This window comes from Nonomuraea maheshkhaliensis, assembly GCF_039529435.1.
Classification (GTDB): domain Bacteria; phylum Actinomycetota; class Actinomycetes; order Streptosporangiales; family Streptosporangiaceae; genus Nonomuraea; species Nonomuraea maheshkhaliensis.
Genome location: NZ_BAAAMU010000004.1, coordinates 1 through 13,618, shown reverse-complemented (window position 1 = coordinate 13,618; position 13,618 = coordinate 1). Strand labels below are relative to the sequence as shown.

Here is a 13,618-nt window from a genome sequence, read left to right as displayed (position 1 = left end):
AGTGAACCGCGCCGAATCAGAGCGGCGCCATAAGCGGCCACCAGAAAGATATGACAGTCCTCGCATCCACGCCTTTCCGGAACTCCGCTGCATACGAGGCCGGGCGGCGACACTCGTGAGCGCGCCGGCCGTCCCGCCTCCGCGTTCCGGGTACGCCACCTCCAACCTGGACGGGGGCTACGGCGTGCCGGGCGAACGCCGACCGCGACGACCTGTAGAAGCGTTCGCGGCGTGCGGCGAAGCGGCGGTGGTTCGGCTCAGCGCCACTGCCTGGCGTCCGTCGTGTCGCGGTAGGCCTCAAGCAGGCGGAGCCAGACCTCGCTGATGGACGGGAAGCAGGGAACCGCGTGCCAGAGGCGGCTGACAGGCACCTGTGCGGCGACGGCGACGGTGGCCGAGTGGATCAGTTCCTCGATCGCGGGGCCGACCATGGTGACGCCGAGCAGCCGCTCGTGGTCCTCGTCGACGACCATGCGGGCGCGGCCGGTGTAGCCGTCCGCGTACAGTCCCGCTCCGGCGACCTTCCCGCCGGTGTCGACGTCGACCACCCGGATCCGGTGCCCGGCGCGTTCGGCCTGGTCGGCGGTCAGGCCCACCGCGCCGACCTGCGGGTCGCAGAAGAAGACCTGCGGTACCGCACGGCTGTCGGCGGTGGTGGCGTGCGGGCCCCACGGGGCGGGGTCCACCGGCCGTCCGGCCGCACGGGCGGCGATCACGGCTCCGGCGACGCGAGCCTGGTACTTGCCCTGGTGGGTGAGCAGGGCGCGGCCGTTGACGTCGCCGAGCGCGTACAGCCATCTGTCCCCGGCCACGGCGCGGACGGCACAGGTGTCGTCCACCTCCAGCCACGAGCCCGGCTCCAGGCCGACGGTCTGCAGGCCGATGTCGTACGTCAGCGGCCTGCGTCCGATGGCGAGGAGCACCTCGTCGGCCTCCAGCTCCGCACCGCCCTCAAGCGACAGGGTGACCGGGCCGGTGCGGTCAGGGCGGCGCATGCCCTCGACGGTAACCCCGATCCGCACGTCGATGCCGGCCTCGGTGTAGGAGCGCGCGATCATCTCGCCGACGAAGGGCTCCATCTTCGGCAGCAGTCCTTCGGTCTGTGCCAGCAGGGTGACGGAGGATCCCAGGCCGTGCCAGGCGGTGGCCATCTCGACGCCCACCCCGCCGCCGCCGATGATGGCGAGCCGCCCGGGGACCTTGGGGGAGTCGGTGGCCTCCCGGTTCGTCCAAGGCCGTACGTCGGCCAGGCCCGCCAGCTCGGGAAAGTTCGGGCGGCTGCCGGTGCAGACGACCACCGCGTGGCGGGCGGTCAGGGAGAGGGTGGAGCCGCGCGGGATCTCCACGGACACGCGCCGTGGGCCGTCCAGGCGCGCGTGGCCGCGGATCAGGTCGGCGCCGATGTCTTTCAGGAACTGAGCCTGCCCCCGGTCGTCCCAGTCGGTCACCCATTTGTCCCGCCGGGCGAGCACGGCCGTGGCGTCCACCTGCCCGGTCACCGCTTCGCGGGCCCCGCCGACCCGGCGCGCGTCGGCGAGCGCCGTGACGGGCCGTAGCATCGCCTTGCTCGGAATGCACGCCCAGTACGAGCATTCCCCGCCGACCAGCTCTCTTTCCACGGCGGCCACGGTCAGCCCGGCCGAGCGGACCCGCTGGGCGACCGTCTGCCCGACCGGTCCCGTGCCGATCACGATCACGTCGTACTCTTCCCCGGCCTCGTGTGCGCTCACGGCCTGCTCCTCTTCCTCGGTGCTGTGACTCCTGACTTGGTACTCCGGCGTCGAAGGCCGCGACATCCCCGTTCTTGACGGTTCCGAAGGGCACGCCGGGATTAGCCGCTTTGACGATGTGGGAGCCGGCGCGGCCGGGTGACGGTGGGTCGTGACGAGGGCGCCGGCCACCTGGTCGGCCGGCGCCGAAGCGGAAGGGAGTGCCGGATGAGCATGAACTGGCTCGACCGGATGGAATCCATGCCGGTCTTCGCGGAACGGAAACTCATCGTCGTCGGGGGCAGCAGCGGCATGGGACGCCAGACCGCCGCGGACGTGGTGGGAGCAGGCGGAACGGCCGTCATCATCGGGCGGAACCCCGCCAAGGTGGAGGCCACCGTCAAGGAACTGGGCGGTGACGGCCGCGCGGTCGGGATCGCGGCGGACCTGTCCGATCCGACGGCCGCCGAGGAGACCCGCCGGCACCTGGCGGCCGAGCACGCCGACGCGACGCTGCTGGTCAACGCCGCGGGGTTGTTCCTGCCCAAGCCGTTCCTGGACTACGACGGCGAGGACTACGACGTCTACCAGCGGCTGAATCGGGCGATCTTCTTCCTGACCCAGACGGTGGCCAGGGGGATGGCCGAGAGCGGGCAGGGCGGGTCGATCGTGAACATCGGCAGCATGTGGGCGCACCAGGCGGTCGGGGCGACGCCGTCGTCCGGCTATTCACTGGCCAAGGGCGGGCTGCACTCCCTGACCCACAACCTGGCGCTGGAACTGGCGCCGCACGGAATCCGGGTGAACACCGTGGCCCCGGCCGTGGTCGCGACCCCGATCTACGAGAAGTTCGTGCCAGAGGACCAGCTGGAGGCGACGCTGCACGGCTTCGACGCCTTCCACCCCATCGGCAGGACCGGCACCGTCCGGGACGTGGCCAACACCATCACCTTCCTGCTGTCCCCGGCGACCGACTGGGTCACCGGCGCCGTCTGGAACGTCGACGGCGGCGTCATGGCAGGACGTAACTGACTCGGCGAGGATCCGGCCGTTCCCGGAGCGGCCGGGTCCGGACCGCCACCGGAGGAATCGATCATGGCGTCTGTTCATCACCGCTACGCGACAGTGCAAGGGCACCGGCTGTTCTACCGCGAGGCAGGACCGGCCGACGCTCCGGTCATCGTGCTCCTGCACGGCTTTCCCACCAGCTCATTCATGTTCCGCGACCTGATCCCGCCGCTGGCGCGGCAGTACCACGTGATCGCTCCGGACCTGCTCGGATTCGGGCTCTCCGATGCTCCGCCCGCCGACGAGTTCGACTACACCTTCGACGCCCTCTACCGGCTGACCGCCGGCCTGCTCGACGAACTGGGGGTCACCCGCTACGCCGTCTACGTCCACGACTACGGCGCCCCGATCGGCTGGCGGCTCGCGCTGGCCGAGCCGCGGGCCATCACGGCGATCGTCACGCAGAACGGCAACGGCTACGAGGTGGGATTCGTCGAGAGCTTCTGGAAGACCGTATGGGACTACCAGCACGCTCAGACACCGCAGACCGAAGGGGCCGTCCGGGCCGCGCTGAGCCTGGAGGTGACCCGGTGGCAGTACGTCACCGGCGTCCCGGACGAGACCCTCGTCAGCCCCGATGCCTGGCACCACGACTTCGCGCTCCTGTCGCGACCCGGCAATGACGCTATCCAGCTCGCGCTCTTCCGCGACTATGTCACCAACCCGCGGCTGTACCCGGCTCTGCACGAGTACCTGAGGAAGCACCGGCCTCCGGTCCTGGCGATCTGGGGAAAGGGCGACGAGATCTTCGGACCGAGGGGCGCCGAGGCCTTCGCGGCAGACGTGCCCGACGCTGAGATCCACCTGCTCGACGGCGGACACTTCCTGCTGGAAAGCGCCCATGACCAGGTCGCCGAACTCATCCTTGGGTTTCTCGGCCGTTCCGGCGGCAGGGGCACCCGATGAGCCTCGTTTCGCGGGGATTTCACGGTCACCGCGGCGCGGCCGGGACGGGGACCCGGGTGCCGCCCGGCCAGCACGTGACCGCCGGCTTCCCCGTGCTCTCGGCCGGTCCGACGCCGCGTACGCCGCTGACGGAGTGGACGTTCTCCATCCGGCGGCATGGCAGGGAGCTGAGGTCGTGGAGCTGGGAGGAGATGCGGGCGCTGCCTGCCGAGACCTTCAGCGCCGACATCCACTGCGTGACTCGGTGGTTATACGCCGTCGGTGACGGCTTGGCGATGGCGAGGATCGGCGAGGACGGCAGCGTCAGCACCGGTCCGATCACGCCGATCGACACGACCGGCGGCAAGCCCTCGGAACTGTGCTGGCTCGCCATTTCGCCGGATGACCGATGGGCGTTCGCCACGAACTTCGGGTACGGCTATGTCACGAGTTTCCGCGTCGAAGGAAACACCATCACGGTCGCCAAGGACCCCGCCTGCCCGAAGGTGCCCGGCGACGGAACGTTCCGCGCATTGAACGGGACGGTCAGCAGCGGGCCGGGCGATAACTGGCTGAGCCCGACCGGGGCGCACCTCTACCAGCTCTACCCGAACGCCTCGAAACTCATCGGCTACATAGTCCGTCCGGACGGAGCCCTCGACGAGGTCACCAGCGTGGCCATCCCCTACCAGAGCCCCCAGGGCCTCATCGGATTCTGAACCGGGAGCAAGCGGATGCCGAAAGAGGGACGTCATGAATCCGAGGATCTGCAGGACTACGAGACCCTCGATTCCGCGGACACCCTGAACGGGCCGCCGGGGGACGATCCCCTGGATCGGGGGGTGGTGCCGCCGCAGCGGTGGTCCGCCGTGGCGGACGAATCGCTGGATCGGCTCTTGGCCGCGGAGGAGCCCGACGTCATCGCGGAGTTCGATGGCGACCGACCCGGGGAGTTTCCCTGGGACGAGAACGCTACGGAGGCGGAAATCTCGCGATACGCGGGTGAGGACGTATCCGAGCCCCGGGCGGGCCGACTGGTGTCCGCGTACACGGACGTCTACGAGGAAGGCGCTTCCTACCTTGTCGTCCGCGATGCCCTTGTCGCCAGCGACGAGGGCATCGATGGCGGTGGGGCGTCCGCGGAGGAGGCCGCGATCCACGTGGTGACCGACGACGATTCCTGGCAGGAGGAGATTCCATGATCAAGTGGGAGCAGGTGAAGCGGGACGACGTGGTGCGTGCGATCCAGGAGTATGACCGGCTCGGTCCGGAGTCGTTCTTCAACGAGCACGGATTCGGCCGCGCGACGACCTACGAGCTGGTCTGGGAGGACCGGTACTACCCGCCCAAGGCGATCCTGGGCAGGGCCTACGCATTGGCCACCGGTCACCGCCTCGGCTCCGGTGACTTCGAGGGAGGCAAGAGCGGTGCCGTCAGGGTGCTCGGGAGGCTGGGCTTCACCGTCCGACCGCAGCGGCCTGCCAGATAGCGGTCACCCCCTGCGGCGGCTCAGCTTTGCTCGGCCGGCATCCCGCGTTCGGTCGCGATGCGGGCCAGTTCGACCCGGGAGTGGATGCCGAGCTTGGTGAACACGTGCCGCAGATGCGTGTTCACCGTGTACGCCGACAGATAGAGGCGCTCGGCGACCTCCCGGTTCGTCGCGCCCCGCGCCACCAGGCTCACCACCGCGAACTCCGACTCGGTCAGCTCCGGCCAATCGGGAGCGGAACGGGGGCCGCCCGCGGCGGGACGCACCCCTCGGGCGCGCAGCAGGCTGCGTACCCGGGCGGCGTCCCGCTCGGCTCCGGCCCTGGTGTAGGACGCGAGCGCCGACTCAAGGAGCGGCACCGCCTCGTCCGTCCGCGTGGCAGGAAGCAGCCTCCCGGCGTCTTCGAGCACGGACGCGCGCACCAGCGGCCGCGGATCGCCGTCGCTGCGAGCGACGGCCAGCAGCGCCGTGTCCGGGTCGGCGTCGAGCACCGCGCGGGCGTGCAGGGCGGCGCACTCCAGGAACGGGAAGTCCGGGTTCCGTGCGGCGAACTCCTCCAGGTTGGTGACCACCGACTCGGCGTCGCCGCGCCTGCCCGCGTTCAGCAGTACGCGGGTGACGATGGCCGAGTCGGCGTGCGTGCGCGGGCTGCTGCTGGCCAGCGCTCCGCGGGCCAGCGGGTCGAGGAGCCGCACGTCGATCCCGCTCACCTGCGAAGGGTCCGCGTCGGCGTCGGCCACCAGAGCCTTGAGCCAGCCGCCCAGCGCCTGCGCGGACGGGGACTCCCGCGTGCCGAGCAGCCGCTCCGCCGATCGGCGTGCCTGTGCGAGCTGGTCCGGATCGCCGGTGTGCAGCGCCACCCGGCCCGCGATGTAGAAGCAGAGATGATCGGCCTGGCCGTACTTCTCGTCCGCGGTGATCTCGTCGGACATCTCGATGGTCGCCTCGGCGTCGGAACGGGCGTCGGTGAGCCGGCCGGCGGCGTACATCGCACGGCACCGGATCACCGACCAGTTGCGGATGTGCACCGCCACGCCCTCTCGCTGGGCGTCCCGTATCCCGGCATCGATGATCGCGATCGCCTCGTCGACGCGGGCCAGCCGGAGGTACATGATCGCGATCCAGACGTCCAGGCGCCATACCCGCGCCGCCTCGGCGCTCTCCGCCTCGCGCTGGAGGGCGATCGCCGCGCCGAGGAGGTCGAGGGAGTGCCGCCAGGAGCCCCTGGCGAGCGTCAGCGAAGCCCGCGCGAACAGCGTGAGCATCTCGTCGGCCGGATCGCCGCTCGTCCGCGCGCGGTCGGCCGCGGAAGCGGTGGCCCGCTCGGCCCCGGCGACGTCGCCGAGCAGGTCGAGCGCCAGCGCGAGGCTGATCTGCAGCTGGATCCACAGCGCTGTGGACAACCCGGGCAACTCCAGCGCCCGGCGGCACTGCTCGGCGCTGTCAGCGAGCGCGTACTGGGACAGCAGGAGGGCGAGCCTGAGCCTGGCCTCGGCTTCGGCCTCCGGGTCGGCGATGTCGCCTGTGCCCGCCGCGACCAGCCGTACCGCTTCGGCGGCCTTGCCGGCGAGGGTGAGATAGCCGAGAGTCTCGGTGGTCAGCGGGCCGCGGTCGCGATCACGGGGCGGCGTCAGGTCCAGCGCCCGCCGGCTGAGCACGCTCGCCATGGCCGGGGACACCTGCCCGGTCTCAGCGGCGGCCCGCCGCAGGATCGCGATCGCATAGGTGTCGCCGGGCGCGGCCACCTTCATGACGAGTTCCGCGACGTCAGGCGGTGGCGCGCCGTGGCGCAGCATCACCTCGACGGCCTGGCGCCGCAGACTCTGCCGGACGGTGGAGGGGAGGGCCGCCTCGACCGCCTCGCGTACCAGATCGTGCCTGAAGGCGACCCGGTCGCCGTCCTCGGCGATCAGCCCGGCCGCCATCGCCTCCCGCAATGCGCCGAAGACCTCGGCGGGCGAACCGCCGGTGAGAGTGGCGAGTTCCGCCGCCGAGAAGCGGCGGCCGAGCACGGAGGCCATCTGGAGGGCGGCGCGGGCGCTCTCGGACAGCCGGGCCAGATGGTCCTCGATCGAGTCGACGAACCGCAGCGGAATCCGGGTGCCGGTGAGGCGGGCGGCTCCGCCGGACACTTCCACCAGTTTCTCCTCGCGCAGGCCGCGCAGCAGCTCGGTCAGGAGGAACGGGTGGCCCTGGACGCGCGCGATGACCCGCAGCAGCGCGACGTCGGGCGCGCCGTTGAGCAGGTCCGTCGTGACATCGGCGACCGCGGTGCCGGTCAGGGGGCCGAGCGTGACCTTGAGCGCGCCGGCGGCCTCCAGCCGGGACAGGGCCGTGCGCGCCGGTACGGACCCCTCTCCGGACCGGGTCGACAGCAGCCAGAGGATCCGGTGCGTCGCGAGCTGCCGCGTGAGCGTGCCGAGCGCCGCGAGAGTCGCCTCGTCGGCCCACTGCACGTCATCGATCGAGATCAGTACGGGGTCGTGCAGCGCGGCGCGTTCCAGTGCCTCCTGCAGTTCGCGTAGCAGCCAGAACCGCTGGTCGGGGGAGTGGGACAGCTCGCGCAGCACGGGCGGATCCACCGGCGCGCCGGGAGCGTACACCAGGGCTTGTAGGAGGGGGGCGAGCGGAATCACCTGCCCGGCGACGTCGCATACGCCGTGGAAGACGCTGACGCCTCGCTCGCGGGCCAGGTGTTCGGCCGCTTCCATCAGCACGGTCTTGCCCATGCCGGCCAGTCCGGTGATGAGGATCGTACCGCCGCGCCCTGCGCGCACGGCGTCGAGCCGGTCGCGTAGCGCGTCGATCTCGGCCTCCCGTCCCCGCAGGGGAGGCACGGGCGCGAAGGGGTCGGTGGCGCTCATGTCCAACCCTCGTCCTCCGTTCGAGTCCCGTGCGATGGCGCAGTGCCCTGTTTCATCCCCCATGGCCGACTGTACTGACTATGGACGTCGTCGCAGCGTCCCGGCCGTACAGGTGAGGGATCGCTCATCCGGGTGATGCGCCGGACGGCGGCGGCCGGGCACCCTGGCGGTATGGCGAGCATCTACGAGCCTTCAGCCGTCCGCGAGGCCGTGTACGGGCGTGCCGCGGAGCAGGAGATCGTCGGCGATCTGCTGCGGCGCGCCCGTCGAGGGACCGGTGGGGTGGTTCTGGTGGACGGGGGGCAGGGCAGCGGCAAGTCTCTGTTCCTCCGTGCTTCCGTCGACAGTGCGGCGGAGCAGGGATTCTCCCTGGCCGCGGCGGCAGCGGACCAGGTGGGCCGGGCGATCGCGTTCTTCGCGCTGCGTGCGGCCCTGCGCGAGCCGTTCCCCGAGCCGGACGACGGCTGTGCGCCGGAGCGCGAGATCGAGCGGTCGATCGCGTCGATACGGGCTTGTCTCGAACGGCGGGCCGCGGCCGCTCCCGTCCTGGTCTGCCTTGATGACCTCCATTGGGCGAGTCCGGCCACCTTGGCCGCGCTCCGGACGCTGCCGGGAGACCTCGACGACCGTCCGATCGCGTGGCTGCTGGCCAGGTCGAGCGCACAGCCAGGCGGTGCCGAGCAGCTCTTCGGACTGCTGGAGAAGGACGGCGCCGTCCGGGTCCCGCTGGGCCCGCTGGGTCAGAACGCGGTGCGGGCCATGCTGGCCGACGCGTTCGGCGCCGTACCGGATCGCGCCCTGACGGAGCTCGCCCGTGGGGCCGCCGGCGACCCCGCACTCGTCGCCGGGCTGATCGGCGGTCTGCGTGAGGAGGAGGGTGTCCGGATCATCGGAGGGCGCGCCGCGCTCACCTCGTCCCGGCTGCCGAGGCGCGTCCACGACCTGGCCCGGCGGCGGCTCGGCGACCTCGGCAGGGAAGCCCGGCACCTGCTGGTGACGGCCGCGGTACTGGGCCCGGCGTTCCGGCTCGCCGACGCGGCCGAGCTGCTCGGCAGAACTCCCGCGGCGCTGCTGCCCGCGGTCGAGGAGACGATGGACGCCGCGATCACGACCGCCGCGGAGGACGCGTTCACCTTCCGCCACGAGCTGCTGCGCCGTGCGCTCGGCGAGCTGACCCCGCGACCGGCCCGCACGGCCCTGCATCTCCAGTACGGCGAGAATCTCCTGGCCAACGGCCGATCAGCGGAGGGAGCCGCCGATCACCTGCTGGCAGCCGCGCGTCCGGCCGACCGCGCCGCGCTGGCCGGTCTGGACGAGGCCGCGGTACGGGTCCGCGCCTCGGCGCCACGGGTGGCGGCGGACCTGGCCGTACGTGCGCTGGAGCTGACACCTCCCGGCGATCCGGACGCACTGCCCCGCGCGGTCGCCGCCGCGGAGTCGCTGGCCGCGGCCGGCCGACTGGAGCAGGCCCACCGGATCGCCCGTGATCAACTGGCCCGGCCACTGCCGCCCGAGGCGGAGGATCGGCTGCGATGCACGCTGTCCTCGCTCCTGTGCGCGTTGGGCCGGCCCGAGGAGGCCGCCGGCGAGGCCCGGACGGTGCTGACTCGGCCCCTGTTGGCAGCGGACCTGCGGGACCAGGCACTGACCGCGCACCTCCAGGCTCTGACCGGACTACGTGATGAGCGCACCGGCACAGCGGCTGAGGCCGTACCGGCCCTTCCCGGCGGGCACGACCGTCACACTTCGAGACCTTCGTCGCTTTCGCCTGGAATCGCGGCTTCATCCGGAATCGCAGCGCCATCCGCCACGGCGGCCCTGCTCGCCCGAGCGGTCGTCCACTGTGACGCCGGCCGGGTCGGCGAGGGTCTTGAGGCGCTGCGGGAGGCAGTGCGCCATGAGCCGGGGAGTTCCTGCGACGCGCGCCAGGCGCAGCCGTTGCTCGTCCTCGCCGCCGCCCTGATCGACCTGCGCCGGCTCGACGAGGCGGGGAAGCTTCTGTGCGCCGCGGACGTTCCGGCGCTGCGGAACCTGCCGGCGGGCGCCGCGCTGTCCCTGCTGCGCGGCCGGGTCCATCTCGCCGCCGGCCGGCTCGCCGACGCCGCCGCCGAGGCCGGTGCGGCCAGGGCCGCCGCCGAGTCTCTGGGCGCGTACGGATACGCCGCGACCGCGCACTGCGTGCTGTCCGTGATCGAGCTCCGCCGGGGCGACATCGCGGCCGCGGCCCGGCACCTGTCCGCCCGTCCCGCCGCGGGCCCCCAGTTCGCCGACATCTACGCGCGGGCCGAGAGCCTCATGGCCGAAGCCCAGCTCGCCGAGGCGCTCGACGGCGCCGACGCGGCCCTCGGGCACCTTCGCCGGCTCCGCGTCGACCTCCACGTACGGCCCGGGCTGCTGCTCGGTGACCCGACGGCCGCGGCCTGGCTGGCGCGCACCGCACTGGCAGCAGGTGACGCCGCGTTGGCAGAGGTCACCGCCGACGCCGCCCGACGTCTCGCGGACGCCTGCCCTGACCAGCCGGCTTTGACGGCCGCCGCGGCCCACAGCCGAGGCGTCGCCCACCGCGACGCGGCCTGCCTGGCCCAGGCCACCGCGCAACATGCCGGCGTATGGGACGCGGCCTCCGCGGCAGAAGACCTCGGCGTCCTGCACGGGGACCAAGGCGACCAGGACCAGGCGATCCACCGCCTGAAAGAGGCGCTCGACGGTTACCGGCAGGCCGGCGCCGGCCGCGACCAGGCCCGCGTCCGGCGCCGGCTGCGCGAACTCGGCATCCGCCACCGCCACTGGACGGCCGCACCCGGCAAGCCGATCTCCGGCTGGAACAGCCTCACCCACACGGAGCAGGCCATCGCCGAACTCGTCGCTCAGGGGCTGAACAACAAACAGGTCGCCGGTCGCATGTACATCAGCCCCCACACCGTCGCCCACCACCTCCGCCAGGCGTTTCGCAAGCTCGGCATCGCCTCGCGCGTGGAACTCACCCGTATCGCCATCGAACGCACATGACGCTCGGACGCCGTGACCGGGCTGAGGTCCTGCCGATTGTTGGCATCGAATGTCAGTGCTATTCGCTAAGCTCTGCTGCGGCAAGGCTGTAGCGCAGAGGTCGTCGCGCCTTACAGCAGGTTGGAGGACGTCGGTTCGAATCCGACCAGCCTTGCCCCAACTCTTGAGGTCATCGGTGGGGGTGCGGGTGTCGGTCGTCGATCCTGACGTGGCCGGAGCTCCGCCGCACGGGGCGGAAACCGGCCAGGCTGAGATCGAGACCTGCCTGCGGGTGATGGCCCAGGCGCGAGCGGCCGATCCGGCCGATCCTCGATGGGCGGCCGTGCACGAGGCCGCGGCGCAGTTGTACCGGGCGGGGAAGAAGGCACGTAAGGCGTCGCGGTACGCCGAGCGCAGGCGGCGCGACCACGAGGTCACGGCGGCCACGGCACGCTATCGGGACCAGGATCCGTCCCCCGCGCTCGTCTCGCCGGCGATCTCGGCCGATCCCCAGGATCAGGCCGATCCCCAAGATCAGGCCAGTCCTCAGGGTCAAGTCGGTCCCCAGGATCAGGTGGGTCCCCAGGATCAGGCCAGCGCCGCGAAGCCGGATCCGTCGGGTGATCGGGCCGCGTCGGCGCGGCGCCCGCTGGTGGGCACGCGACGCTGTTACGTCTGCAAGTCTCCCTACCAGCAGGTTCATCCCGAATACCACCTGCTCTGCCCGGCCTGCGCCGACGAGAGCATGGCACGCCGGCACGCCCGCTGCGACCTGCGTGGCCGCCGGGCGATCGTGACCGGGGGACGGGTGAAGATCGGTTTCCAGCTCGCACTGAAGCTGCTGCGCGACGGCGCGGACGTCCTGGTCACCACTCGCTTCCCGAGGGATGCCGCGCGCCGGTTCGCGGCCGTGCCCGACGCCGGAGCCTGGCTGGACCGGCTGCACGTGCACGGTGTCGACCTGCTCGACCTGGCGGCCGTCGCCGGTCTGCTGGAGTCCGTGCAACGGCGTTTCAGCCATCTCGACATCCTGGTCAACAACGCGGCCCAGACGATCCGCCGGCCCGCCGCGTACCATCGCGAGGTGCGCGCCGCGGAGAGCGTGCCGTTGAGCGGCCTCGCGGCGCGGATCGACGTGCCGGCGCGGCTGGAGGTCGCGCCGGCTCCTTCGCACCCCGCGGTCAGGCAGCGGGACGCCCTGGAGGAGTGGTTCCCCGCCGGGCGGACGGACGAGACCGGCCAGCCGCTCGACCTGCGCGAACGCAACAGCTGGAGTCTCCGGCTGCACGAGGTGGACCCGGCCGAGTGGCTGGAAGTGCAGTTGGTGAACTCCTTCGCGCCGTTCCTGCTGACGTCCCGGCTGCGCGCTCTGCTGGAGGCGTCGCCGTGGCCGGACCGGTACGTGGTGCAGGTCTCGGCGATGGAGGGCAGCTTCTCCCGCGAGCAGAAGACCGTCCGCCATCCGCACACCAACATGGCCAAGGCCGCGCTCAACATGCTGACCCGCACCGCCGCCGCGGACTACGCGGCCTCGGGCATCTACATGAACAGCGTCGACACGGGCTGGGTCACCGACGAACGCCCCCATCCGGACAAGACCGCGCAGCGGGAGGCGGGGTTCCGCCCGCCGCTGGACGTCATCGACGGCGCCGCCCGGGTCTACGACCCGATCGTGCGCGGGGTGGGCGGGGATCGGGTGTCCGGCCTGTTCCTGAAGGACTACCGACCGGTGGAGTGGTGAAGATGGAGCCGACGCCCGTAGGCCGCCCTGCGATCGAGCACGGCGACGTGCCGACGCCCGTACGCTGCCCCGCGATCGAGCACCCCGACGTGCCGCCGGCAGATCCGGCGGACCTGGGTCCGCTGGTCGCGCGGCTGGCCGCGCCGGCCAGGGTGGCGGCCGACGAGACCTTCCCGCTCGGCACCGTACGGCCCGACGGCCGGGTCGACCTGTGCAAGCAGGGCCTCGGACCGGCCGGCGCGGCGCGGCTGCTCCCGGCCGCGGTGGCCTCGCCGCACGCCGTTCATCTGCTGCTGGGCACCAACGCCATCGGCGACGACGGAGCCAGGACCATCGCCGGCGCGCTGGTTCCCGGCCACGGCGTGGAGACGCTCTACCTCGGCTGCAACCGCATCGAGCCGGCGGGCGCGCGGGCGCTCGCCGATCGGCTGGCCACCGACACCACCGTGCGCGCCCTGTGGCTCAAGCGGAACCCGGTGGGCGACGACGGAGTCCTCGCCCTGGCCGCGATGCTGCGCCGCAACACCACGATCCGCACGCTCGACCTGGTCAACACCGGGCTCACCCGGGAGGGGCTGCGGGCGCTGCTGGACGTGCTCACCGAGCGGCCGGCCCCGGTCGAGCGGCTGTTCCTGGGCGGGAACGGGCTGGGCCCGGAGTCCGGCGACCTGCTGGCCGCGCTGATCAGGGACGCCGGCGTACGCGAGCTCTACCTTCCGGCGAACCATCTCGGCGACGCCGGTGCGGCCACGCTCGCCGCGGTGACCGATCCCGACCGGCCGGTGCGCCTGGGCCTCGGCGGCAACGGCATCGGGCCGGACGGCGCCCGTGCGCTGGCCGGCGCTCTCGGCGGCATCGAGGCGCTCGACCTGGG

General features: G+C 72.1%; 10 protein-coding genes and 1 tRNA gene. 9 read left to right on the top strand and 2 right to left on the bottom strand.

Annotated elements, in window-relative coordinates; genetic code table 11:
* Window positions 1-257 precede the first annotated feature (257 nt).
* Window positions 258-1,730, bottom strand: coding sequence for a dihydrolipoyl dehydrogenase family protein (locus ABFX54_RS04130; protein ID WP_346101534.1), 1,473 nt, complete (start codon window positions 1,728-1,730; stop codon window positions 258-260).
* Between the two features lie 207 nt (window positions 1,731-1,937).
* Here ABFX54_RS04130 and ABFX54_RS04125 point away from each other — a divergent pair, with 207 nt between their 5' ends.
* The 5 genes from ABFX54_RS04125 (at window position 1,938) to ABFX54_RS04105 (ending at window position 5,151) form a co-directional block, all read left to right on the top strand.
* Window positions 1,938-2,741 carry an SDR family NAD(P)-dependent oxidoreductase gene (locus ABFX54_RS04125; RefSeq protein WP_346101533.1) on the top strand — a complete coding sequence of 268 codons (804 nt, stop codon included), beginning with the start codon at window positions 1,938-1,940 and terminating at the stop codon, window positions 2,739-2,741.
* 63 nt (window positions 2,742-2,804) lie between these two features.
* Window positions 2,805-3,683: an alpha/beta fold hydrolase gene (locus ABFX54_RS04120; protein WP_346101532.1), complete on the top strand. Its 879-nt coding sequence runs from the start codon at window positions 2,805-2,807 to the stop codon at window positions 3,681-3,683.
* Window positions 3,680-4,381 (top strand): hypothetical protein, encoded by a 702-nt coding sequence (locus ABFX54_RS04115; RefSeq protein WP_346101531.1) that lies wholly within the window; start codon window positions 3,680-3,682, stop codon window positions 4,379-4,381. Before ABFX54_RS04120 ends, ABFX54_RS04115 begins: the two co-directional genes overlap by 4 nt.
* A 15-nt stretch (window positions 4,382-4,396) precedes the next feature.
* Complete coding sequence (locus ABFX54_RS04110) at window positions 4,397-4,864, top strand: DUF5709 domain-containing protein (RefSeq protein WP_346101530.1); 468 nt, start codon at window positions 4,397-4,399, stop codon at window positions 4,862-4,864.
* Window positions 4,861-5,151 (top strand): ScoMcrA-related endonuclease, encoded by a 291-nt coding sequence (locus ABFX54_RS04105; RefSeq protein WP_346101529.1) that lies wholly within the window; start codon window positions 4,861-4,863, stop codon window positions 5,149-5,151. The genes ABFX54_RS04110 and ABFX54_RS04105 overlap by 4 nt, the downstream gene beginning before the upstream one ends.
* Before the next feature lie 20 nt (window positions 5,152-5,171).
* On the opposite strand, the gene ABFX54_RS04100 is transcribed toward ABFX54_RS04105, so the two are convergent.
* Window positions 5,172-8,015 carry a helix-turn-helix transcriptional regulator gene (locus ABFX54_RS04100; RefSeq protein ID WP_346101528.1) on the bottom strand — a complete coding sequence of 948 codons (2,844 nt, stop codon included), beginning with the start codon at window positions 8,013-8,015 and terminating at the stop codon, window positions 5,172-5,174.
* Between the two features lie 171 nt (window positions 8,016-8,186).
* Here ABFX54_RS04100 and ABFX54_RS04095 point away from each other — a divergent pair, with 171 nt between their 5' ends.
* The 4 genes from ABFX54_RS04095 to ABFX54_RS04080 form a co-directional block, all read left to right on the top strand.
* Window positions 8,187-11,024, top strand: a complete 2,838-nt coding sequence (locus tag ABFX54_RS04095; RefSeq protein WP_346101527.1) for a helix-turn-helix transcriptional regulator — start codon at window positions 8,187-8,189, stop codon at window positions 11,022-11,024.
* A gap of 82 nt (window positions 11,025-11,106) precedes the next feature.
* Window positions 11,107-11,178: transfer RNA gene (locus ABFX54_RS04090), tRNA-OTHER, on the top strand.
* 9 nt (window positions 11,179-11,187) lie between these two features.
* Entirely contained in the window at window positions 11,188-12,744 is a 1,557-nt protein-coding gene (locus ABFX54_RS04085; protein ID WP_346101526.1) for an SDR family NAD(P)-dependent oxidoreductase, read from the top strand.
* A gap of 2 nt (window positions 12,745-12,746) precedes the next feature.
* A partial coding sequence (locus ABFX54_RS04080) for a leucine-rich repeat domain-containing protein (protein ID WP_346101525.1) occupies window positions 12,747-13,618 on the top strand: 872 nt, incomplete at its 3' end.

Excerpts from the sequence above, each read along its gene's own strand:
- ABFX54_RS04125 (WP_346101533.1), top strand. The coding sequence starts at position 1,938 with ATGAGCATGAACTGGCTCGACCGGATGGAATCCATGCCGGTCTTCGCG.
- ABFX54_RS04120 (WP_346101532.1), top strand. The coding sequence starts at position 2,805 with ATGGCGTCTGTTCATCACCGCTACGCGACAGTGCAAGGGCACCGGCTG.
- ABFX54_RS04115 (WP_346101531.1), top strand. The coding sequence starts at position 3,680 with ATGAGCCTCGTTTCGCGGGGATTTCACGGTCACCGCGGCGCGGCCGGG.
- ABFX54_RS04110 (WP_346101530.1), top strand. The coding sequence starts at position 4,397 with ATGCCGAAAGAGGGACGTCATGAATCCGAGGATCTGCAGGACTACGAG.
- ABFX54_RS04105 (WP_346101529.1), top strand. The coding sequence starts at position 4,861 with ATGATCAAGTGGGAGCAGGTGAAGCGGGACGACGTGGTGCGTGCGATC.
- ABFX54_RS04100 (WP_346101528.1), bottom strand. The coding sequence starts at position 8,015 with ATGAGCGCCACCGACCCCTTCGCGCCCGTGCCTCCCCTGCGGGGACGG.
- ABFX54_RS04095 (WP_346101527.1), top strand. The coding sequence starts at position 8,187 with ATGGCGAGCATCTACGAGCCTTCAGCCGTCCGCGAGGCCGTGTACGGG.